The sequence below is a fragment of the Brucella rhizosphaerae genome, assembly GCF_002252475.1.
GTDB lineage: Bacteria > Pseudomonadota > Alphaproteobacteria > Rhizobiales > Rhizobiaceae > Brucella > Brucella rhizosphaerae.
Map to the genome: position 1 here is coordinate 454,858 of NZ_NNRK01000026.1, position 22,864 is coordinate 477,721.

Consider the following 22,864-nt stretch of genomic DNA (forward strand, 5'->3'; position numbering starts at 1 on the left):
AATCATGTCCAAACATTTCATGCCGTCAGTAGCGCTGGCGGCACTCATGGCCGCACGTCCTGCTGGTATCGTCGGTTCCGTTCGCAATGACGCGCAGAACATTGAAAAGCTGCTCGGCGAAGTGAAGAGCGAACTTGCACGCGTTGGCGGCGACGTAAAGCAAACGGCGGAAGATGCTCTTAAGCAGGCAAAAGAGTCCGGCACGCTCACTGCTGAAGTTAAGCAGAAGGCGGATGAACTGCTCATGGCGCAGGGCAAGCTATCAGCTGCGCATGATAAACTGACAGAACGTCTTGAATCACTCGAAACCAAAAGCACCGATATTGAGCAGCGCGTTGCTTCTCGTCGAGGCGGCGGCGGTGAGCAGAGCGTTAAGTCACTTGGCCAGATGGTCGGTGAATCCGAGGATCTGAAGAACTTCGTCAATAAGAGTGGCGCCAAGGGTGCAGTTCGTATTGTCATCCAGAATGCGATCACATCAGCGCCGGGTTCCGCAGGTCCATTAATCACTCCGCAGCGTGATACGGAAATTGTCGGTATTCCACGCCGACAAATGACAATCCGCCAGCTTCTCTCCGTTGGTGAAACAGCAAGTAACTCTATCGAGTTTGCGCGCATGGTAACGCGCGATAACAAGGCTGGTGTTGTTGCAGAAGGTGCGCAGAAACCGGAATCCAATTATATCTGGGAAGTTGCTGATGCGCCTGTTCGCACCATTGCGCACTGGGTGCCGGTATCACGTCAGGCAATGGACGATGTCTCGCAGCTTCAGAGCGAAATCGACGGTGAGCTTCGCTACGGTCTCGATTTTGTGGAGGAGGCAGAACTTCTCAAGGGCGACGGTACCGGGCAGCATATTCATGGTCTTGTTCCGCAGGCCACACCTTATGCTAATCCCGGTGTAACTGTCGTCAACGCGACCAAGATTGATATCTTGCGTCTGGCAATTCTTCAGGCTTCGCTTGCAGAATATCCAGCTGACGGCATTGTTCTCAACCCTACTGACTGGGCAGATATTGAACTGACAAAGGATGGTGAGAACCGTTACATCTTTGCCAACGTCATCCAGCTTGCAGGTCCACAACTCTGGGGCCGTCCAGTCATTGCTACGCAGGCGATGGATATCGATGAATTCCTGACTGGTGCATTCCGGATGGCTGCAAAGATCTGGGATCGCATGGAAACGGAAGTCCTGATTTCGTCCGAGGATCGCGACAACTTCATCAAGAACATGCTGACCGTACGTGCGGAACGCCGTCTGGCTCTTGCAGTCAAGCGTCGTGCTGCGCTTGTGACCGGCGATTTTGCCACTGCGCTCCAGCCGTAATCGCTGTCTTTTGGCTCATTAAGGCGGGCGGTTCTGCCGCCCGCTCTATGAACCAAAGGAGAATAACCATGCATATCAAAGCAACGCGCGGAAGCTTTGGCGACTTTGGTCGCGTCCGCAAGGGCCAGATCCTTACGGACGTTGATAAAAGTCAGGCTGAAAAAATGTTGGCCAGTGGCGCTTATACCGAAGCTTCAGAACAGGATATCAAGAATGCGAAGGGCCGCAAGGAACTCGGTATTCTCGATGCCAAGAAAATTGCGGCGGCTTCGAAAAGCGATACTGCCGATATCAACGCTCTGCTTGCTGAAATTGAAGCCGGTGAAAAGGCTTTGACAGCATCGAAGGCTGAGACGGAAACGGTAGTTCGTGAGCTGGCAGATTTCAAGGCTGACGCTCAAACCAAGCTCGCGGATGCCAATAAAGCAACCGACGATGCCAAAGCGGAATTTGTCACCTACAAGTCTGAAACTGAAGGGCAGCTTAAAGCCGCCGATGATGAAATTGCCGCTCTGAAGGCAGCAATTACTGACCTGCAGAAGCCTGCATCGCAATCGGAAACGACAGAAAGCGACAAGTCCAAGGGCAAGTCGGAAAAATAACGGTTAGGTGCAATGGATAGCCACGTCCGCGTTATAGAGCCTCCCCAGCCAATTGTTACGCTTGAGGAGGCAAAGCGTCATCTGATCGTTGATTTTGATGATGATGACGAACTCATCAAGTCGCTTCTGCTTGCCGCAACATCGTGGATTGATGGCCCGACAGGTTGGCTCGGCTGCGCGCTTGGCGTTCAAACCTTAGAGCTCCGCGTTGCGGATTTCTATTCGCTCGCATGTCAGCAGGATGTCATCCCGCTGCCTTATCCGCCGATAGTCGAAATTGTATCCATTACGTATCGTGATCCATCCGGTGCTTCTGTCGTTATGCCATCTGGTGAATATGAAGCGACTTTGGGCGGGGTCCGGCCACTGCATAACGGGTGGCCTACCGCGGAAGGCACGGCAGATTCCGTGCTTATTCGTTACAAGGTCGGCTGGCAAAGGCCAGATCCTCTTGATTTATCAAAACTGATTTCCGATGTCCCGCAAGCTATCCGGACTGCGATCATGATGCTGGTGGCTCAATGGTATGCGGTTCGCGAGGCTGCGACGACAGAAGGGTCTGTCAATAAAATGCCATTCGCGGTCGAAGCGCTGTTGCAGCCTTATCGCATATATAGGTAACGCATCATGGCTGACAAAAACTCCGCTGGATCGCTTCATTCAAAAGTCGCTTTCGACAAGCGTGAAGATGATGACGATGACATGGGCAATACGGTTTCGAGCTGGAAAGAACAATTTCAGATCCGAGCCGAGTTCATCCACCTTCGCGGGTCTGAAGCGGTTATGGCCGGTCGCCTTCAGGGCAAGCACACACAGGTTATCCGCGTTCGTGTATCCAGCAATACGAGGCTGATCACAACCGATTTCCGGCTTCGCGACACTCGCAGGAACATCGCTTTCAACATTCGCGATATTGAATGGGAAACCAACCGCCAGTTCATATCGCTCACATGCGAAAGCGGCGTAGCTACGGGGTGATGTCATGGTTGAAGGATTAGATCGCCTTAAGCGAAAGCTGACAAAAACTATTCCGCAGGCTGTGTTCGACGTGACGATTAAGGCCATGGAACAGGGCGCTAGTGATGTTGTCGCGATGATGCGCCGTCTTGCACCAAAAGACAGTGGTGCGCTTGCACAGTCCATCAACTGGACGTGGGGAGATGCGCCGAAGGGTGCAATGGTACTCGGTAAGTCATCCCCAACGCGTGACGGATTGATCATCACAATCTACGCAGGTGATCAAACCACGATGGTTGGTGAACGCGAGCAGTTTCAGCTTGCCAGACTGCAAGAGTTTGGAACCCAGCACATGCAAGCTCATCCGTACTTTTTCCCATCTTGGAGAACTTTGCGGAAGAGGGTGCGCAGCCGGGTCACAAGACAAATGCGAAAAGCTGTGAGGGATGCCGCAAAGTGAATGTTTCTGAAGAGCTCCAGCGATTTCTATATGCTCAACTTCGAACGGTCCCAGAGGTCGCGACGCTTGCTGAGGGGCGGGTTTACGACCGGGTGCCCAGTCAAAACGGGCGGGTTACGGCACAATTTCCATATGTTTCATTTGGGCCCGTGAATGTGATTGACGACTTCGCCGATTGTATTGATGGCGAAACTCACACGATTCAACTTGATGTGTGGTCGCGAGAAGTCGGACAGGTTGAGTGCAAAAACATAGTTGATGGTATCCGTAAAGCTTTGAACCGCTCACAGCCTGAATTGGCTGAAAGCGCGGTTGTTGCCGTGAATATACCGATCTGCCAGATCGTCCGCGATCCAGACGGACTGACAACGCATGGCATCATTCAAGTTGAAATTATGGTCGAGGTGGCGTGATGGCTTGGGCAATATTTAAAGTGGAATGCAACTGGTCGCGTCCGCGCAGCCGCTATTCGTTCAACGCCAAGGCATCGGCAGAACCGCAAGAGCGTCCTCAAGACTTCATTGATTACTGCGTATCAAAGGGCTGGGCCGAAGCGGTCACAAGCCCGACACGCGACGAGAAACGCGCCCTCAAGGGCCGTAAACGGGCGATCTAGCCCAATCACCTGAAACCGGGCCTAAAGCCCTATTAAGGCTGGCGCATTGCTGGCCCGTTTTCTCATGGAGAATTATCATGGCCGTTAAGCCTACTACCGCCGAGTTCCAGCATCTGGTTGTTGAAATTGAAACAGATACGCCGGGAACTTTTTCGAAGATTTGCGGCATCACACAGCGCGGTATCAATCGTCAGCACAACATGCAGACCACTGAAGTCCCTGCCGATTGTGAGGATGAAAGCCTACCAGCAGTTGTTGAACGTGCTGTGCAGTCATCTGAAGTCACGATATCGGGCACTGGCGTATGGGCCAGCCAGAGCCACGAAATGATGCTTGACTGGTGGTATTCCGGGTCGAAAAAGACGATCCGCGTTGAGCACGTCAATGCTGCTGTCGGGGATACGGGATATGAAACCGGGTCAGCTATCCTCGTGAACCTCAACAACGCTGTTGAAAAAGGCCAGAAGGTATCGGCTGAAATCGAAATCCAGTTCGACGGCCTGCCAACGCGTACCGCTAAGGCCGCTTAATGGCAAAGGCTCTCACATGGGCTGGCGGAGAACATGATTTTGAACTCCGCCTTGAACACCTTCGCGCCCTGCAAGATAAATGCGATGCAGGGCCGCAATGGATCCTGATGCGGCTCACATCTAAGCAATGGTTCATTGATGATGTGATCCAGCCTATCCGCCTCGGCCTTGAAGGTGGAGGCATGGAAAAGGAAGCCGCCCGCAAGCTTGTCCAGAAATTCGTTGAGGATCGTCCACTTACATTGTCGGTGCTGACTGCGCAGGCCGTGTTGATGGTTGCACTCTTTGGCGATGAGGATGATCAGCCGGGGGAGCGACAGGCGGGGGCGAAGAAGACCCGAACCCGCTCCCGCGTGGCAAATGGAAATTCAACCGCTTCTACCAATGGGCTGGAATAATCAATCGCGACATCGGCAAGATGACGGTTTGGGAATTCCGCTGTGCGGTTGAAGGCTTCAAAGCCGCCAATGCGACCGAAGAAAAAGCCGCTCCGGGTATGAGCGACGATCAACTTGCAGAACTTGGAATTGAGGGATTCTGATGGCAACTGACGTTGAACGCCTTGTCGTGGCTATGGAAGCCCGGACTGCGGCTTTTGAGAAGGCGCTCAACCGCTCTTACAGTCAGGCGGCAAAGCAATCTAATCAGATTGAACGTCGCTTTCGCGATATGAATAAGAATATCGAAAGCGTGTTCTCTCGCGGCGGCATTAGTTCTGCGATCAAGAAAGACCTTGAAGCGTCCGTTGCGGCTGTATCGACGGCTGAAGCAAAGCTTAGCCAGTCCACAACATCCATGAAAGGGATGATGACCGGACTGGCTGGCATATTTGCAGCCCGCGAACTGCTCACAATGGCTGATAGTTGGTCTGACGTTTCCGCCCGTGTCGGTATCGCCGTGGGCGAAATGTCAGAAGCTCCAGCGGTTATGGAGCGTTTGTATAATCTTGCGCAGGACACCTATTCAGGTTTTCAGCAGACAGCAGAAAGCTTCATTGCCAACAGCACAGCTCTCAAAGAGCTTGGCTACAACACCAATCAGCAGCTTGATTACACCGAAGCGCTTAACAACGCCCTTGTTGTGTCGGGTGCAAAGGGTGATCGTGCAACCAGTGTTACAAACGCGCTGTCAAAGGCTATGGCGGCTGGCAAGCTGTCAGGTGATGGCCTCAATACCATCATCGAAACAGGCGGTCGTGTAGCTGAGGTTCTGGCGGCTGAGCTTGGCGTTGGTGTTAATGCGCTGCGCGATGTCGGTGCGCAGGGCAAGATTACCTCGCAGGTCATTTACAGTGCACTGACAAAACGAATGGAGCAGCTTGCCGATCAGGCTGGCTCTATGCCCGCAACAATTGGAGATGCATTACAGCAGATCCAGAACGCGGCGCTAAAGTCTGTCGGTGCACTCGATCAGACTGGAAAGGTATCAGAAAAGCTCTCAGGTCTGCTGGGTGGAGTTGCCAAGAATATGGACACCGTTGCCGTCGCAGGTGTCGTAATGGCAGCGGCTTTCGGTGCACGTCAGATTGGGAATGCATCAACAGATCTTACTAAGTATGCAAAATCCTCTATCGATGCAGCCAAGGCTTCACGCATTGCAGCGCTTGAAGCGGCGCAGTCAGCACGTGACGTTGCATTGCAGGAACATGCAGTTGCTACAGCGCGGTTGCGAAGCGCGGAAGCCGCAATGGCCGGCATTCGTACAAATGGGCTTGTTACCGCATCTTATCGAAACGTCAGCCGTGAATTGTTGGCAGCTCGCATGACCATGAGCGCTGCGAATGCACAGTTGTCCGTCGCTGATAGTTCGCTCGTAAAGAACGTTGCATCAATTACGCCTGCGGCTACCGCAGCTAACGCAGCAATTCGCGGGCTTTCAGGGGCAATGACTGCGCTTGGTGGCCCGGTTGGGGTTGGGCTACTGGCCTTGACTGGCATCATGTATGCGATTTCTACGCGCTCACAGGAAGCTGAGGACCGCGCAAATCGTTATGCTGAAGCCATCCGCAAGGCTGGTGAAGATACAGATTATGCCGGACTTGGTATCGAAAAGACCGCTGAAAAGCTCTTCGCGCTATCAAACAGCCTTACTGAAGCTCAGAAGGCAATTCGTGTTGATGAGGCAACCGCAAACGTCGAAAAGTCTGTTGCGGCGCTGGAAGAGGCTTTCAACTCTGCCGGTCGCGGGATCGCAGGTCTAAGCACCTATCTCTCATCCGTTTATGGTGAAATGGGTGATCTGGTTGAGCGTTTCAAAGACGGCGAAATTTCAGTCGAGGATTTCAACTCTGAACTGGATCGTTTGTCTGGCATAGACCCGAATGTCACTGCTGTTGTCGCGCGTATGCAGCAAATTGCATCAGAAGCCGCTGCTGCGCGTGGCGAAGTCAATGCCCTTGGTCTGGCACTTTCCAGTCTCGGCGGCAAAGGTGGTCGCGTTGGGAAAGAAACCGATGCGGAACGCGAAGCGCGTGAAGCTGGTGTTCGTCAGTCACAGGTTAACTTCAATGAGCGCTTTGGTGATTTTGAGGAAACCAAGAAAAGCTTAGAAGCGCAGGCTAAGGCTATCGAAGATGCCGCGAAAAAAGCGGCTGGTGGCGGTAAGGGCCGCAAAGGTGGTGGCGGACGTTCAAAGAAAGATCGTCCAGATGATTTGCAGCGTGAAATCGAGCAGATCAAAGACCGCACAGCAGCTATTCAGGCTGAAACCGAAGCTCAGGCGGGTATTAATCCGCTCATTGATGATTACGATTATGCAATCACCAAAGCCCGTGCCACGCAAGAACTGCTCAATGCTGCCAAGAAAGCCGGGATTGAAATCACTCCAGCCTTGAAAGAGCAAATCGAAGGTCTGGCAGAAGGTTATGCCAACGCCACGGTTCAAGCCAATAAGCTCGCGGAAAGTCAGGATCAGGCGCGAGAGGCCGCTGACTTCTTCAAAGGCTCAATAATGGATGCTTTTCAGTCGATGATACCGGCGATTGAAACCGGCAATTCGGCGCTTGATAAGTTCCTGAATACGCTGATTGAGGCTGTATTGCAGGCAACCTTGCTTGGCAAAGGTCCACTGGCTGGCATCTTTGGCGGCGGTGGGTCGGGGATATTTGGCGGTATCGGCAAGCTGCTTGGCTTCGACAAAGGCGGCTACACTGGTTCTGGTGGCAAATACGAACCGGCTGGCGTTGTTCATAAGGGCGAATATGTCTTTGACCAAGATGCTGTTCGTGCAGCTGGTGGACCTGCCGCTCTCGATGCAATGCGACGTGGTCTGAAAGGCTATGCCAACGGTGGTTATGTCGGGCCACTGCCGACTTCAAACGCACCGATAGCACCCGGCATTAAGGGTATGCGAGGGCAGGGTTCGAATGAGACTATTCGCATAATGCTTCAAGACGATAGTGGAAGAATGGCGTCAATTGCCGATCAGCGGATTAAAACAGCGTCGGGTGCAATTGTTCAGGTTTCGGTTCAGCAAAGCACTCGGACCGTTCAGCAGGCCTTGCCGTCAATGATGGCTGATGCACAAGCGAGAAAAATGTAATGGCACCAATTCTATGGCCGCGCTCTGTGCTTAAGCCTAAGCGCGATCCTTTTAATATTGCGCCGCGCACATTGGCCGGACCTGCGAGCGTATCAGGTGTGTCGCAGGTCTCAGCGTCGGATGCAGGCATCTGGAAGGCAACTTTTGCAGATATCATCATAAAGCGCGGAACGGCTTCAATCTTAGCGTTTCGCGCTATTTCCACCATGCTAGAGGGCAGGTTGCATCCCATTCTTGTTCCAAGGTGCTGCGCCTATCAGCCTTTCGATCCAGACTGGAAAGACTTGCTTAATAGGGTTCCTCATTCGGATACCAGCCCGTTTAGTGATGGTGGCTTGTATCGATCTCGCGCAATCGACATTCGCCTGACAAGCAACATCCCGCTGCGAGGAACAACCGCAAACATTGCCATTGTTGCGGCGGGTCAATTGCAGCCTGGACAAGATTTCTCAGTCGGTGAGCGCATGTACCGTATTCGCACCGTGCAGATGACCGGACCGAATACAGCAACCATCACTTTTCGACCTCCAGCGCGTGAAGCTGTGAGCGCAGGAACGGAAATGGAATTTGACCGCCCTGTCTGTCGCATGCGCCTTGCAACTGATGCTGAGATGGATCTGGACTTAGACCTTGTTGCGCCGTGGTCTTACCCGACTGTGAATTTCATTGAGGATGTATGATGTCTTTTTTCACGTCACAGCAATTGGCTGAGTTCTCAAAAAGTGAGGTTCGGCTTGATATGCTTGTCGAGTTCCGCTTTGCGTCTGAGACAATGCGGGTATGGAACGGCAATACTAAACTGCCAGCTGGCGGCAATATCTATGAGCCGATGTATGGCTATGGTTCGATTGATGGTATCGGCATGGGGTCATCAACAGCCGCAGAAAGCGTGTCGTTTCAATTAAGTGGCTTGCCGGATGCGACACTGAACTTTCTCGCCATGGCGCTCGACGCCAACGATGAGGTTGATCAGCGGATTGTTGTGGTTTCTATCCAGTTGTTCGATACCGAATGGCAACCACTTGGTAACCCTGCGCCGATCTGGTGGGGCTTCATGCAGCCGCCGCGCATTAGCCGTTCAGAAATGCAGGGAATTGAAGGCGCAATTCAGTCGATCTCAATGACCGCAGAGAATGCATTCTTCAATCGGTCACGGCCTGCTTATGGCCGGTACACTGACCGGGATCAACAAGCCAGATCGAACGGGGATAAGTTCTTTCAGTTCGTCGGTTCGTTGCTGTTCAAAAGCTTCAAATATCCCGATTATTAGGGCCAGTTCATGCAGATTGCAGAGTTTGTAGCAGCCGAGGCGCAAAAGCCTTTCCGGTGGGGTGAGACTGACTGCGCTTCAACGGCAGATAGATGGATTAGCCTAAAGATGGGGAAATCACCCTTGGCGCAGGCTGGGTTGGTTTACCGCGATGAATACGACGCCACATCCCTTCTGATCGAGCGTGGCAGTTTCCCCGTTGTCGTGAACCGGGCGATGAGGGTGGTCGGCCTTGAAAAGAGCGAAGAACCAAAGACCGGCGATGTCGGTCTCATCATTCATAACAGAAAATTATGCCTCGCCATTCATGCTGAAACATTCTGGTTCTCGCGGGATGAGAGCGGGCTGATCGGCGCACCACTTGATGCAATCTGGAAAGCTTGGAGAATTGAATGCCCGTAGCTCTTTCCGGTTTGATTGCAACAATAGTTGGAACTGGCGCAGTTGGTGCCGCTTTGCAAACTGGTCTCGCGGCACTGACTATGTTCGCATCAACCACATTAGGCGGCTTGGCGCTCTCTCTCGGTCTGTCCTATCTCGCTTCATCGCTGTTCCGCCCATCGCAGCCGAAGCCTGAAGATGTTCAACAGCAGGTGCGCCAGCCGACAGCGCCGCGCATTCGACATTACGGTCGCGTGAAAATGTCTGGCACTTGGGCATTTGCGGAAACCAAGAGCGGCAATTTTTATAAGGTGTTAGCGTTAGGGCAGGGGCCGTTTGATGCAATTGAAGAGTTTTGGATTGATGACGTAAAGCTTGATCTTCGTCCAGACGGTACGCCTGTTCCACCAAACAAATACCGTGAAGGGACGACAGGTAAGGCACTATTACGGGTTGAAGGGCGCTTAGGCTTTAGCACTGAAACTGCGTATCCTGAATTGGTTTCTCAGTTCCCGGAATGGACGGCTCAGCATCGTGGCGACAACGTAGCTTCAATGTTAGCCGTTCAATATGCTGTGGGACAAGAATACTACCTGAACCTATTCCCAAACGGCATAAATACAAATTACCGCGTTGTTGCACGAACATCGCGGGTGAAAAACCCTGAAACTGGGGTAACCGAATGGAATGATCGAGCTGCTGCGGTCATCAGGGACTACATGATGCACCGTGATGGTATGCGTTTGCCCGAAAGCCTTTTAAGCACACCATTAGCTCAAGCTGGATGGGTAACGGCCTACTATCGTTCGAGTGAGCCAATAGCTATAGCCGCAGGCGGGACAGAGCCTCGTTATCGTCTGTGGGGTTCATATCAGCTCAATGAGCGTCCAGCGGACGTTTTGGGGCGGATGCTTGCATGCTGTGACGGTAGATTGGTTCCAACACCAGACGGCGGCTTAACGCTTGATATTGGCGCATGGTCTGAGCCTTCAGTAGTCTTGAATGCTGATGCTATTACTGGCTTTTCCGAGGTTGGCCGTGGTCGTGATGTGATGACATCAGCCAACACGATCCGCGCAACATTCCTTGATCCAAGTCAAGATTACCAGTCCACTGATGCCGATCCATGGGCTGATGAGGGTGACGTTTCCGAGCGCGGCGAGGAAGCCAAAGACGTTCAGTTCAATATGGCCCCGTCGCACAGTCAAGCACGGCGTTTGATGAAACTAGAATGGTTTCGAGCAAATCCGAATTGGGTTGGCACATTCAACACAAACCTGATGGGCCTTGCTGCATTTGGGGAACGATTTGTCCGCATACAGTACCCATTTTTTGGCATCAACAGCGTGTTTGAAGTCCTTGATTTCAAGTTTATTCTTGGTGAGGGCGGTATTCTCCAAGGCGCGACCATACAAGTACAGTCTATGCCACAGACAGCTTATCAGTGGGATACCTCGCAGGAAGGAACCGCGCCTGTATCGGACAGTAGTAATGTTGGAGACGATCTCCCCGTCCCAGCCGCACCAGCTGTCATCATTCAATCTGGACCCGTTGCAGAACTTAGCTTCCCGCCATCCAGCAATCTTATCTTAAGCTATATGGTTCGGTGGAAAAAGACGTCAGACGCTGATTGGACCGTAGTGGGGCCGCTCGACAATAACGCCGAGAGTTACACCACGCCAACTCTTTCAGCAGCAACCGAATATCAATTCCAGTTAGCGATGCGTACCGAAAAGGGACGTGTAGGCGCTTATTCGCCAAGCACAGTCCGAACAACGCCCTGATCAATCAAACAATCTAGATAATTTCCCCTGCTCTGGCGGGGTTATTTGCCATGGAGCAAACGCATGACCGTTCGTACAATTGATGACATTTTCCGCGATTTCACTATTGATGGCGTCCCGTCTTCCGGCCCTTTCAACCCATACAAACCAGACATCCGCGACACGCTCAAGGCTTTGCTAGAGGGTGTAAGCACCTTTCCTGATAACCGTGTTATTCGCTTGAACAATGCTAATTCGGGTACGCCTAATAACATTGTTGTAACGGCATCCGTTGCTATCCCAGCAGCAGCATATCAAGTTCTTTACATCCTGAATGTGACGCAAGAGAACACTGGAGCCGTTACGGTTTCAGGCGCGATCAATAAAACGCTCGTTACCAACACGAGCAGGCCAATCGAACCCGGTTATTTGCAGCCCGGAATGGCGCTGCTTTGCATAGACACAGGCACAGATTTACGTCTTCTGTCGTATGGTGATGCAGAGGCAATACTTGCTGCCGCCGAGGACGCTGCGGAAAGAGCAGAAGCAGCTGCTGCGGGTCTTAATCTTCCCGTCATTCAGCCTGGAGATGCTGGAAAGTCTCTTATCGTCAATGATGATGAAAATGGGTATGAGCTGGGTGCCGCAACTGCCGGTTATTATGACAGCAAACTAGCCGTTGAAGGCTCAAATATTCCAGACGGAACGAACTTCATTCATACTGCTGGGTACTACTCAGCTGGTGATGGCGGTCCCGCCTTGTATGTAAGGGCGGCTTCTGAGCCAGCGCACGAGGGTAAAGTTCAATCAGTAGATGGCGCTTGGTGGGCATTGGCTACTGAATATGTCACGCCGAACATGTTTGGCGCACGATGTAATGGGGTGGATGATGATGCACCTGCCATAAATGCAGCGTGGGCATATGCTACAGCCCTAGGACTTGTAGGCGCGCCTCTCCAGCTTGTGTCCAAAAAGGTGTACTACGCTGGGACTTCCATTCAATTAGGCCCGATAAGCGAAAAGCAGCGTATTCTTGAAGGTAACGGTGCAGAAATTAAGTGCCTATCCAATTTCGTCGGCTATCTGTTCGACAGTGATAATTCAGATGGAGTATGGGCCTGGCGTGTTGAATTGCGTAATTTTACTGCCGATGGCATCTACGCAAGCAGTTCGCCTAACTTCATGCGCCTTCGTCACGTAAACGGCCTGTGTCTTGATCACGTCTACATTCAGTCCTTTAATCTCGGAATAGCTGTTAATTCAAGCTATGCGGTAGCACTTCGCAATGTAACATTCAGATACATGAAGCAGCATGTTCTATGGATTTCGTCGTCAAGTATGCAATTGAAACTTATCGATGTGAGGGCTTATTCGACACAGGATGGGGCTGATACTCCAGCCAATCCCGCCATAATTCTTACGGCTAGCAATGCGAATATCATAATGATCGGCTGCGACTTTGAGGGTGGTAAAGGACCTTTCCTCTACAGCAATCAAACGATAAGGCAGCTTTCAATAACAGACAGCTATATAGAAGGATTTGTTGGCAATCCTCTGGATTTTCAAGCGGATGTTACAGCGTTTACATTTGAGGGTAATTGGCTCGGGTATAATACCGGCACTCAAAATTGGACCAATATCAAGTCAGGTCGCATTTCGGGTAATGTTTTTGCGCAGCAGCAGTTTTCAATCGGTGGCGGGAATAGAGATGTATTCGAAGGCAATAACGCTTTCATAGATGGTTCAAATATATTTTCGTTCCGAGTATGGGGGGCCAGCTTGGCAAGCGGGGCAACACCTCTTGACCTGCCCGGTTATAAGCGGACGCCTGAAGGTGTAACCTATTTATCAGGAAGAATATCAAGAACTGCAAGCGGCAACTTGTTTACCTTGCCTGATGGGTACCGTCCAAAGGTAGACACATCGATCCCCACATATGTCGAGGGTGGATTTGCGCAAGCCGTAATAGATGTGTCGTCAACAACAGGTGTGGTGTCCGTACGATATTCATCTGGCGGCGGAAATCTCCGCTTAGACGGCATGTCTTTCTTAAGCTGATGGTCTAGACCTTCGTTCCACCCGGTGTGGGCGGGGGGCACCGTCACATACAACTCACCAGCAATAATATTGTTACAACACGCGCAGTTAGCAACTAAATCAGACTAATGACTCTTGCATGCAACATGGTTATTTCATCTTTAATTAACGATAGTTCAGTCTGTACCTCTATTGGAAACTGAGCCGTTCTTAGGTATTCTGGGTGGCTTGAGCCCGTTTGTCTCAGATGTTGAATTTTTTTGGCTAATTCATCATATGCAATTTGTATCGCTTCTATCGTGAAGGGACGGGTGGTATATTCCATAATTGATCCTTGAGGGCGTACGCAATAAACGTATCCTAACGCCACAGATCGAATCAAACAAGTGTCTGTTATCCAACGCAAAGCTCCGTGCCGTCAGACTGGGGTGTGTTTTTATTAAAGGTCAGATATGCCCGCAGAAAAGTTTATAATGCCGTTGCCTGGACAGTTTGATAAGCGTCATTATGACAATTATAATCAATCGCATCCCTATGTGTGTACTCCTCAGTGGAATTTTGGGGTAAACGCGGAAGCTCGGATCATCAATGACATTTTCAATGATGGACTGACATCCGACATTATATGGCAGCCGGATACATACCATTCAGCTAAAGCATATGCGGATGCCATAGACGCAAAGCGCGTCATCGATATCGGGTGTGGCAGCGCCCTTAAACTCAAAAGTCTGTTTTCCGACACCGATTCTGAAGTGTTTGCGGTGGATTTCAAAGGATCACTGGCTGCGGCCATTCAAAATTACGCGGAAGCATCTCATGTCGAGTGCGATCTTACGTCATGGAGTGAAGTTCTTAATGTTGCGAAGAAATTTCGTGATGATGTTCCAACAGTCATAATTTGTGCGGACGTTATTGAGCATATACCAGACCCTAGACCGCTTCTGGCCTTTATAAGACTATTACTGTCCGGGAACCTTAAGAGCAGGTGCTATTTGTCGACGCCCGACAGATCCCGCTTGGGGTATCAATCGTTGTCAGCTAAGCCGGCCAATCCGGCACATGTCAGAGAATGGACTGTCGGAGAACTTCGCAATCTCTTGATGGCGTCCGGTTTTCACGTTGAAAATATCGGAAATATTAGCGCGAATGAACATGACGGGGTGGCCAGAACTATACTTGCGGACATTTCATTTGACGCGAAATTCTATGCTGGGACACTAGCGCGCTATGGGATTAATTCCGTCGATGTAACGTCTGTGATGATCACAACGGAGTATCCTGGTCTGGTAGCTAGCGGAGGGATAGGCACCTTTGTGGCGGATTGGCATCGTTCAACCAAGGGTTCTGCTGTTCTAGCGTCTTTTGACTTCGAGAAGGAAAAAACTCAGAACGGCGACGTCGTTTTGAGCCCGTCTGATGTCATCGACATATCAGAGATTGGAGAAATAGATACTGCTGATGTGTTGCTGCAGGCCGCCACCCAATTTCTGTTTCTGTGCCCAGATCTGAGAGAGATACACTTTCAAGAATACTTGGGTATAGGGATGCGTATCGCGCAAGCCAAACGCGCGGGAATACTTCCTGATACACTTACAATCGTCGCGCATTGTCACGGCAATCAACATTATCTCGAAAATGCCAATCAAACATGGATGGGGGCTGATTCTCAGATATATGCGGTAAGGGAAAAAATTAGCATTGAACTTGCTGATTTTGTCGTATTCCCTTCGGAGTTTTTGAGGACATTTTACGTTCAGTCTGGCATCCAGATTGACGATAGCAAAATTATAATCTGCCCCTATCGATATACGAATATCAATGTTGATAGTTCTCCGTTCGACAATGTGAAGCGCATTGTATTCGTCGGAAAGTTTACCCCGATGAAGGGGTTCGATTTATTTTGTGCATCTTTGGATGATAGTTTCTGCAAGGAACTAAAGGCAAAGGGCATTGAAGAAATAACTCTAATTGGACGCGGCCCCGATACGGGATATGAGAACGAGGGGGACCTCAAGCGCCATTTCGTGCTGAGGGTTCATACTGACTTTGATCATGCGCAATTGGTTTCCTACATTCAGGAGCACCGATCCGACAGTTTGTTTGTTCAACCTTATCGCGGTGATAATTTCCCACTCGCTGTTTATGATGTCGTTGGTAATGGCGGTGTGCTTCTGGCCGGGAACGCAGGAGGCATCCCGGAGATGTTCCAAGATAAAGACTGGCGCGAGTGTCTGGCAGACCTCTCACCGGATTCGCTTCGCTACAAACTTCGAGAAATTTTGGATTGGGACAACAAAAAGAAAGCGCGAATCCGCGATGCACTCATAGAAGATTTGAGGCGCGGGAACCTCATCTCCGAAAATAAACGATATACACAGATTGCCGGTAAACCTGTTGACCTCCTTAGTTCAACGGTGATGATCCCATTCTATAACACCGAGATTTCTGAATTCATCGAATTGCTGAAGGCTCTCAATCAACAGTCACTTCGCCCGAGCGAGGTGATCATCGTCAATGATGCGTCTAATTATAAGAGCCAAACCGATATGGCAGAAGCCGTCGAGAGGCATCTCGATATTCCGTTCAGGATTATTGATCACGCGTATAATTGCGGCTTGGCAGGGGCGAGAAATACCGCATTGTCCGCTTGCACAACCGATTTGATATTGAATGCTGATTCCGACGATATTCCCCTCAACGATTGGGTGAAGACAATCGTTACAGCAATGAGCAGTAACCCTCATGCTGCAGCAGCTGTACCCTATCTGGCTGCCTTTGACGCTGGGACGGATTTCAACAAATCGCTGTTTAAAGGACAATATATCTATCGGCCAATGGGCGACGGTTTCGTGACATCGCAAACCCAAAATGATCTTGGCCACGCAAATTCTGGTTATAGGGTCAGTCATGCACGAGGGATGGGCGGCTGGAACGCTGGTTCGAAGGCAAAGTATGAGGATTGGGCGTTCTTTCTCAATATTTTGGCAAACGGTCTACGAATAGCAATTATTCCGACCGTCACCTGCCTATATCGCGTCCGCAAAAATTCCATGGCGCGAACATATTCAGAATGGCCTGGACAGGTACGTCTTTATCAGACTACCAACGGATTATCTCGTTTCGAAACACTCCAACTTCAGAGATATTGTCGATCTGAATCCAGTTTCGGTGGCGTCCGGTCAAGCGTAGGTATCGAACGCGTAATGGAATTGCAGAAAAAAATCGAAGCCTTCGAGCGCCGAAAAGTAATTCGTATTGTGAATGCGATGTCTGCGCGAGTACAGAGATTACCCATTCTACATAAGCTTCTACGCAGATTAAGACGTCTGATAGGCTCGCTGCGGTTTTGATGTTGGCTCTAGCTGCGCCGTTAATCTTGACGGCGCAGCTTCAAGTGTCAACGACAGACACACGTCGCTCTTAGTGACTCACTGTGCTGTTAACCCCGTAGTTGATACATTTTAAAGCATTGATGATAGCTTCTCGGACTCGCGAGTACGCAAATCGCTAACACTGGTATTCAGTTGTCCATCAATTCTCACTGCCGCCTCGCCATAAAGCAGCGGCAGTCATCTAATAGGTCCATCCAATGTTTGGAGAAAGAACCAGAACAAGATTTCTGTCTATGATTGTGGTTACAGGAATTTCTTGGCGCGCATGTAAATCAGTTTCAATTTTTTTGCAGAGATCTTGATCGCATGCGCGAGTATATAATCCGAATTGTTTGTACAAGTAGTTCCTAAGGTGCCTATTACTGTGTAGGAACTTTGTGATGTGGTTCTCTGTGTAGTCACCAAAAACGATAATATTATCGTATGAACCATTATTCGCAGCCGCTGCTTGCACCAAAGTTTCGCCAAGCGAATTAGCATAAGGAAAAGTACGGTATATATCCTCCAGGCGAGCTGAACGAGAATTAACGGCTAGTAACAAAACAGAGAACGCCAAAGCATACGATAGAAAAATGAACCGTTTTGAACGGATGATGAAAAGCACAGGTGTGATTAGTGAGACCCATAACCAAAGCGAGGTTCTAGAAGGTAAGTCCAATCCTTGCAGGATAGAGGCGGACGCCTCCATAGCTATTACCAACGCTGATAATAACAATACGTATAGGCATTTCCGTACATTTATTTTAGAAAACAAGCATATTGCATATGCTATGATGGAAATTAATATTACTGGCCAGTATTTTAGTGAGTCATTCCAGAATTTTACATATCGAGTGATATTTTGGTGCAGATTGCCATCTGGGTAAAGAGGGGTGGGATGACGCCAGCCAGCGACGTTGATACCAAAATTATCATGAAAGTACCAGTTCAGAGTGAATATAATGAATATTCCGAGCGTATAAGAAGATACATATACTATAACTGTATATAAAAATTCTTTTTTATTATTTATTAGATTTGCACCAAATGCGATTAAAATCATTGGTGCATAGGCTGGATATGTAAGGAGGGAAGCTATAACAGCCCCGCCGAGAACAATGTAACGGGCGCTGTTATGATGTAAAAAATAAAGTACAGCGGCGCAGGCTGCCGTTATCAATATGCTGCTGCTTTGCGTTACAGGCCAGAGCGAAAGTTCCCCGGCAGGAGGCGAGAAAAAAAACATCAAAGCGGCTATTAAGGAAAGACGTCCCATATATAGTCGAGATATGGATGCACACATCCAGATCGTAAGTGCAACAAACAAATAGTAAGCTGAATTTATGTTCAGATGAACGGTTAGCAACGACCACGGGTAGTTCAGCCATCTCCCCTCAGTAGATGCCTTACTCCAAGGGCTTTCGAAGCCTTGGTCGAAATTCGACGGAATTAGCCAATCGAAGTCATCGTGAGAGATAAAAGGTTCCGAGAACTGGCCAAAAACGGCGAAGAACCCGCATACAATTAGGGCAAAGATCAGTAAGCGCGCGGCTGTTTCGGATTGAATGGTTTTAATCTCGGTGATCTGCGTATGCATCAGAGGAGTTTGCCTGTATAATTATCAAATAAGTTCAGCGTCTGAAAATGAAAATCAGCCCAGCGACGACGACGACAGATATCACTAATGCTGATCCTATCGAAAAGATCACCCACGGATGGAATGCGTCAGAAAAATCGAGCATCGTATCCAGCAAAAAGTGCTTCCTACTTACACACGTTCAGGAAGAACTTGCGCGATTTTAAAAATCCAATCAGCCCGAACGAAATAACAGCGATGCCAAATATTGATATAGCAACATTGAACAAAAACATATCCCTACCCCATTGTTGACGCGAGCTAATTAACCCGAACCGCTAAGGTATTTCAAGTCGCCGCCCACTGAGGCCGATTTTAATGCCGAAAGGCTAAAAGAAAACCCCGGAAGACGGTAGGTCAGGCCGGGGTAATGCGCACCGGATGACGAGCGGGGGGGGCGGTGCGCAATAAAAAGTTAGCGGATCATCAGAATATGTGAAGCCGCTTTGTCATAACAATATCTTAAAAGAGGAAACACAATGGACAGAACCGTACCAGCTGGCGCGGCGCTTCTGCTTGATTTCGTGCGTCTCATCGAGACCGGCAAAACCGACCGCTCCTCTTACGATGTGATCTACGGTCACAACGAAGGAAAAATATCGAAGAAAGTCACTTCGATGTCGATTGATGAGCTTATCGGAATCCAGCCGACCTTTACAAAACGATTCAAGTCATCGGCTGCTGGTGGGTATCAGTTCATGCGCAATACTCTGCGCGACCTGAAGGCGGAATTGCGATTGCGCGGCGGGCAGATCATGGATCCCGACCTGCAGGATCGTCTCGGTTATCATCTGGCTATTCGTCGCGGCTACAATGATTTCATCTCAGGCAATATCAGTCGTACTGAGTTCGGGCGGAGGCTCGCGCAGGAATGGGCTTCATTTCCTGTCCTTGCTCCGACGAAGGGCGCGCATCGTGCATTGGAGCGTGGTGAAACCTTCTATTCTGGCGACAAGCTCAATAAGGCACTTGTTACGCCTCAGCGCATGGAAGCAATTCTTGATCAGGTAAAGTCTGCTGCCAATTCGACGTCAGCAAGTGATGCCGTTGTCGTTGTAGAAAAAGTGCCAATCGTTGCGGATCCGGGTGAGCTTGGCTCGCCGCCCACAAAATCTAAAACGGTTATCGGCAATGCATTGACCGCCATAGGCATGGCAGTAACGGGTATTGGCGCTTTCCTTGGCGGTCTGGATTGGCGTGTACAGCTGTTCATCTGCGCTTTGGTTGGTGGCTTTGCTGTTTATGCAATCAAGCGCCGCTTCGATCTCTTTAAGGCTGTCAAAGATCTTTCCAATGAGTTTGCCTGATGGTGACAATCTGGAAGGTCATTCCTGCCTGGCTAAAATACCTTATCGCCGGAATCGCCGCAGCCTGCATCGTTGCGGGTGGCGGCTACCTGTTCGGTAAGCGTGAAGGTCGGCACGAAATCAAAATCGAGCAACTGCAATCTGACATCAATGCTGAACGTGAAAGGACGAAGGACGATGCGAAGCTCCGTTCTCTGTCGAACTATGATTTTTGTGTCTTGTCTCTTCGGCGTCGCGGCATGCAACCCACAGACTGTGAGCCACTGCGCGGGGTGGCGGCAGAATAATCTCAGTGCGGCCGGATTGGTTGCTCTTACCACGGTGGATCGGGCAGGGGCCGAACGCGTCGAGGGCAATGATGAAAACGGAAAACAGCGGGGGTGCTGGAAGTGAGCTCAACCATGCCTGAGACAGATGCTGATCTTCGTGCCCGTGTAGTAGGGCTTGAACAAGCAACCCAAACAAATAATCAGCGACTGGCCACGCTTGAAACTTGGCAGCGCCAGCGTGAGATTGACAGCGCTCGAAATGATGAAAAATGGGTCGCAATGGAAGCTCGTATTGATACGCGCTTTTCCGGGCTGGAAGGATCCGTGCAAAGCATTATGTCTTCGCTGTCTCGTATTAATTGGATGATTATTGGCGGGTTGGTTGCGGCTTTTGTCGCATTTGTGGTTGGCGGCGGCTTGAAGTCACTCTGACCTACAAATTTCCAATCTGCGATTAATCGCAAACTCTCAAATCGACCCCGCTTCGGCGGGGTTTTTTGTTATCCGCAGTTGGGCAAATATATTAAAAAGCATAATCAAATCATGTGGGCCATTTCTGTCCCACTTTTCTGCAAGCGTTTGAATTGGCTCGCTTTCCGTAGAACCTCCGGGACTCCGAACCTTTCGCATTATTCGTCGGGATCTGTTCCGGTGTAGCCAAGATACATCCCAGCCGAAACAGCCTTGATTGCCTTCGCTGTTTCTTCTGCTGACCAGCCAGATGCAACCGCGTCATCGATGAGATCGCGTATGCCTGGTACGCCGGTGTCAGCTATAGCTGCGGCAGCATCTGCCTCAGATGTACCTGATAGTGCTGCTTGCTCGATCAAGTCCGCGATGCCCTGCGAGACTGCTTCCTGACAATCCAGATCCCGATCTGGATAGTTGCCGGACTGTTTCGGTTTCAACATGATGCTCTCCCTTTTAAGGAGAGCAGTTAGCGCGCTCTTAACCTTCGTCCAGCCATGGCGTCTACGCCCTCTTGTCGATGCTCAAGGCAAAACCAAAGTTGCCCGTATTTCGTTTTAAAGCCATACGTTCCCCATGCCTTGCAGTCCTTAGCATCGCACCAATGCTCCCACTTGCCCACGGGCTTGGAAAAGCGGCCATTATCTGTTCCGTATCCGCTCATGCTAAACCACCGACAAAGCCGCTCATTTCTTTAAGACGCACCATGGATAGGCGCATATTGCCTTTACAGCCGCGTCCTTTGCAGCGTGCCATGCTCTCAATCTGATCGAGATAGAGTTGCGAGCGATCAACTGTCTCGCAGAGCAATAATTTATCGGTGTAGGCCAGCCGGTTACATTTTCGGCAAATCAGTTCCAGCTTTTGATCTTCTGCCAGATCACCGACTTTGATGTGGGTTTTCCAGTTTCCCATCACCAGAAGTCCTCGGCTGATGGAATGCGGGTATAGCTGATCTTTCCGCCAACGTTTCCACCTGCTGGTGGTTTCCATTCCCCCATGCTGACGATTGTGCCTGAATATTTGCTGTTGAGCTTGTCGACAGCGCCGTTTGCGCGTTCCCACTTCTGACGAAGCTTGTCATCATTGTTGAGCAAATCGATCTGGCGCTCGTCAGATGGCGATAAATCATACAGTGTGACGCCAACACGGAAGATTGTTGTTCCGCGCGGAAACTCTAGGCGGACACGATTCCAAAGTGCGTTAAGGCCCGCCAGAATTGCTTGATCGTCATTAACGACGGATAGCCCTTGTTTGCCAAGCCATGAACCGTCATGGATCGATAGCCAGAGCCACAAACCTCCGGCATAAAAGTTTTCGCGGCGCAGGCGGCGTGCGGCTTTTGTCAACAAGAGACGGGAAATTTCGTATGCGCCATCAATCTTGCGGGATTCTGGCGGCAGCACGCGCCCGTGGCCAAACATGCCTCGTTGTTGCTCTGGCGCTTGGATGTCATATCCATGCAGAGCATACCAAAGCCGCTCACCGTTCACGTTGTTCCAGATCTTGCGCATATGCTTCGGTTGAAGGGCATATAGCTGCTCTGTGGTGTAGACGCGGTTTTTATAAAGCCGCTGCGCCAAGCTCGATCCGATGCCGGGAATATCTTCCATCTGGATTTTCAGGAGCGGCGCTGGCATCAATGCGGGATGCCAGATCGCAAGGCCGTTGCCATAGCTGCCATGACGCTTGCTTTCGTCTTTCCCAGCCTTGCACGCGATCTTGGCCAGCTGGCGGTTCGCGGCAAATCCTATTGAGCTGGTGATATATGGCCCGATGTTGTCAGCAATAGCCGCTTTAATGCGCTTGGACAGCAATTCAGGATCTCGCTTGCCGCTATCATCCAGCACGCACGTCAGTTCATCAATGCTCTTAGCCGTATCAATCGCGATGACGGTCTCTATCTCGCAGAGCAAGGCGTTGTGTGCGCGTCGGTAAAGATCTGGGTTCTGGGGCACGAGAATGAGATCCGGACAAACCCGCAGCGCGTCCTTAATTGGCATCACATTCTTCACGCCCATCGCTTTCGCCTCTTTTGAGCAGGCAATCACGGCAGTTCTATTGGTGCCTTCAAATGGAACAACACCGACTGGCCGACCTCGCAGACGCTTGTCGCACTGTTGCTCGACTGACGCAAAAAAGCCGTCAAAGTCGAGGTACAGCCGTTCTATAGTCTCAGGCAGGCGCATTTCAAACTCCAGAAAACAGGGCGCACGAAACCTGTCCTGAGTACATAGATACTAAGGAACATATTCCGCGCTGTAGGGGAATGTTCCTAAAATGTTCTCATTCGAAGAAAGAGTCAATCCAGCTTTTTCTGACGGTGAAAA

Annotated in this window: 23 protein-coding genes and 1 pseudogene; 20 read left to right on the forward strand and 4 right to left on the reverse strand. The window is 50.4% G+C overall.

Features of this window, described 5'->3' with window-relative positions:
• Nucleotides 1-4: 4 nt before the first annotated feature.
• The 17 genes and pseudogenes from CEV32_RS11555 to CEV32_RS11635 all read left to right on the forward strand — a co-directional run bounded on the left by CEV32_RS11555 (nt 5) and on the right by CEV32_RS11635 (nt 16,833).
• Nucleotides 5-1,327, forward strand: a complete 1,323-nt coding sequence (locus CEV32_RS11555; RefSeq protein ID WP_094577261.1) for a phage major capsid protein — start codon at nt 5-7, stop codon at nt 1,325-1,327.
• 68 nt (nt 1,328-1,395) lie between these two features.
• Nucleotides 1,396-1,929: a hypothetical protein gene (locus CEV32_RS11560; protein ID WP_094577262.1), complete on the forward strand. Its 534-nt coding sequence runs from the start codon at nt 1,396-1,398 to the stop codon at nt 1,927-1,929.
• 12 nt (nt 1,930-1,941) lie between these two features.
• Nucleotides 1,942-2,550 (forward strand): head-tail connector protein, encoded by a 609-nt coding sequence (locus CEV32_RS11565; protein WP_094577263.1) that lies wholly within the window; start codon nt 1,942-1,944, stop codon nt 2,548-2,550.
• A 6-nt stretch (nt 2,551-2,556) separates the two neighbouring features.
• Nucleotides 2,557-2,907, forward strand: coding sequence for a phage head closure protein (locus tag CEV32_RS11570; protein WP_094577264.1), 351 nt, complete (start codon nt 2,557-2,559; stop codon nt 2,905-2,907).
• 4 nt (nt 2,908-2,911) lie between these two features.
• On the forward strand, nt 2,912-3,346 hold the full coding sequence (locus tag CEV32_RS11575; protein WP_094577265.1) for an HK97-gp10 family putative phage morphogenesis protein: 435 nt from the start codon (nt 2,912-2,914) through the stop codon (nt 3,344-3,346).
• The gene (locus CEV32_RS11580) at nt 3,343-3,759 is read left to right on the forward strand and encodes a DUF3168 domain-containing protein (RefSeq protein WP_094577266.1); all 417 of its coding nucleotides are present in this window, start codon (nt 3,343-3,345) and stop codon (nt 3,757-3,759) included. The genes CEV32_RS11575 and CEV32_RS11580 overlap by 4 nt, the downstream gene beginning before the upstream one ends.
• Nucleotides 3,759-3,962 (forward strand): hypothetical protein, encoded by a 204-nt coding sequence (locus tag CEV32_RS11585; protein WP_094577267.1) that lies wholly within the window; start codon nt 3,759-3,761, stop codon nt 3,960-3,962. The genes CEV32_RS11580 and CEV32_RS11585 overlap by 1 nt, the downstream gene beginning before the upstream one ends.
• Nucleotides 3,963-4,039: 77 nt before the next feature.
• Nucleotides 4,040-4,492, forward strand: coding sequence for a phage tail tube protein (locus tag CEV32_RS11590; RefSeq protein ID WP_094577268.1), 453 nt, complete (start codon nt 4,040-4,042; stop codon nt 4,490-4,492).
• On the forward strand, nt 4,492-4,890 hold the full coding sequence (locus CEV32_RS11595) for a gene transfer agent family protein (RefSeq protein WP_094577269.1): 399 nt from the start codon (nt 4,492-4,494) through the stop codon (nt 4,888-4,890). The genes CEV32_RS11590 and CEV32_RS11595 overlap by 1 nt, the downstream gene beginning before the upstream one ends.
• A 20-nt stretch (nt 4,891-4,910) precedes the next feature.
• A complete protein-coding gene (locus CEV32_RS23990; protein ID WP_268876688.1) occupies nt 4,911-5,033 on the forward strand; it encodes a hypothetical protein in 123 nt (40 codons plus the stop codon).
• Complete coding sequence (locus tag CEV32_RS11600) at nt 5,033-8,032, forward strand: tape measure protein (protein WP_094577270.1); 3,000 nt, start codon at nt 5,033-5,035, stop codon at nt 8,030-8,032. The genes CEV32_RS23990 and CEV32_RS11600 overlap by 1 nt, the downstream gene beginning before the upstream one ends.
• Nucleotides 8,032-8,712 carry a hypothetical protein gene (locus CEV32_RS11605; RefSeq protein WP_094577271.1) on the forward strand — a complete coding sequence of 227 codons (681 nt, stop codon included), beginning with the start codon at nt 8,032-8,034 and terminating at the stop codon, nt 8,710-8,712. Before CEV32_RS11600 ends, CEV32_RS11605 begins: the two co-directional genes overlap by 1 nt.
• On the forward strand, nt 8,709-9,302 hold the full coding sequence (locus tag CEV32_RS11610; RefSeq protein WP_167382792.1) for a hypothetical protein: 594 nt from the start codon (nt 8,709-8,711) through the stop codon (nt 9,300-9,302). Before CEV32_RS11605 ends, CEV32_RS11610 begins: the two co-directional genes overlap by 4 nt.
• Before the next feature lie 9 nt (nt 9,303-9,311).
• Nucleotides 9,312-9,704, forward strand: coding sequence for a DUF6950 family protein (locus tag CEV32_RS11615; RefSeq protein ID WP_094577273.1), 393 nt, complete (start codon nt 9,312-9,314; stop codon nt 9,702-9,704).
• Entirely contained in the window at nt 9,695-11,467 is a 1,773-nt protein-coding gene (locus CEV32_RS23700; RefSeq protein ID WP_094577274.1) for a fibronectin type III domain-containing protein, read from the forward strand. The genes CEV32_RS11615 and CEV32_RS23700 overlap by 10 nt, the downstream gene beginning before the upstream one ends.
• Before the next feature lie 63 nt (nt 11,468-11,530).
• Nucleotides 11,531-12,089: pseudogene (locus CEV32_RS11625) on the forward strand (hypothetical protein); the annotation flags it as partial.
• A gap of 1,846 nt (nt 12,090-13,935) precedes the next feature.
• Nucleotides 13,936-16,833: a glycosyltransferase gene (locus tag CEV32_RS11635; RefSeq protein WP_094577276.1), complete on the forward strand. Its 2,898-nt coding sequence runs from the start codon at nt 13,936-13,938 to the stop codon at nt 16,831-16,833.
• 223 nt (nt 16,834-17,056) lie between these two features.
• Here CEV32_RS11635 and CEV32_RS11640 read toward each other — a convergent pair whose 3' ends face one another.
• Nucleotides 17,057-18,451, reverse strand: a complete 1,395-nt coding sequence (locus CEV32_RS11640) for a hypothetical protein (RefSeq protein WP_094577277.1) — start codon at nt 18,449-18,451, stop codon at nt 17,057-17,059.
• A 518-nt stretch (nt 18,452-18,969) separates the two neighbouring features.
• Here CEV32_RS11640 and CEV32_RS11645 point away from each other — a divergent pair.
• From CEV32_RS11645 to CEV32_RS11655, 3 genes are all read left to right on the forward strand, one after another.
• On the forward strand, nt 18,970-19,797 hold the full coding sequence (locus tag CEV32_RS11645) for a lysozyme family protein (RefSeq protein WP_094577278.1): 828 nt from the start codon (nt 18,970-18,972) through the stop codon (nt 19,795-19,797).
• A complete protein-coding gene (locus CEV32_RS11650) occupies nt 19,797-20,084 on the forward strand; it encodes a hypothetical protein (protein ID WP_094577279.1) in 288 nt (95 codons plus the stop codon). Before CEV32_RS11645 ends, CEV32_RS11650 begins: the two co-directional genes overlap by 1 nt.
• 114 nt (nt 20,085-20,198) lie before the next feature.
• The gene (locus CEV32_RS11655; protein ID WP_143128821.1) at nt 20,199-20,498 is read left to right on the forward strand and encodes a hypothetical protein; all 300 of its coding nucleotides are present in this window, start codon (nt 20,199-20,201) and stop codon (nt 20,496-20,498) included.
• Between the two features lie 197 nt (nt 20,499-20,695).
• Here the strand turns inward: CEV32_RS11655 and CEV32_RS11660 are convergent, their stop codons facing one another.
• The 3 genes from CEV32_RS11660 to CEV32_RS11675 form a co-directional block, all read right to left on the reverse strand.
• Nucleotides 20,696-20,977: a hypothetical protein gene (locus tag CEV32_RS11660; protein ID WP_094577281.1), complete on the reverse strand. Its 282-nt coding sequence runs from the start codon at nt 20,975-20,977 to the stop codon at nt 20,696-20,698.
• A 217-nt stretch (nt 20,978-21,194) separates the two neighbouring features.
• Nucleotides 21,195-21,449, reverse strand: coding sequence for a hypothetical protein (locus tag CEV32_RS11670; RefSeq protein ID WP_094577283.1), 255 nt, complete (start codon nt 21,447-21,449; stop codon nt 21,195-21,197).
• Complete coding sequence (locus CEV32_RS11675; protein ID WP_094577284.1) at nt 21,449-22,723, reverse strand: Y-family DNA polymerase; 1,275 nt, start codon at nt 22,721-22,723, stop codon at nt 21,449-21,451. The genes CEV32_RS11670 and CEV32_RS11675 overlap by 1 nt, the downstream gene beginning before the upstream one ends.
• Nucleotides 22,724-22,864: the final 141 nt, after the last annotated feature.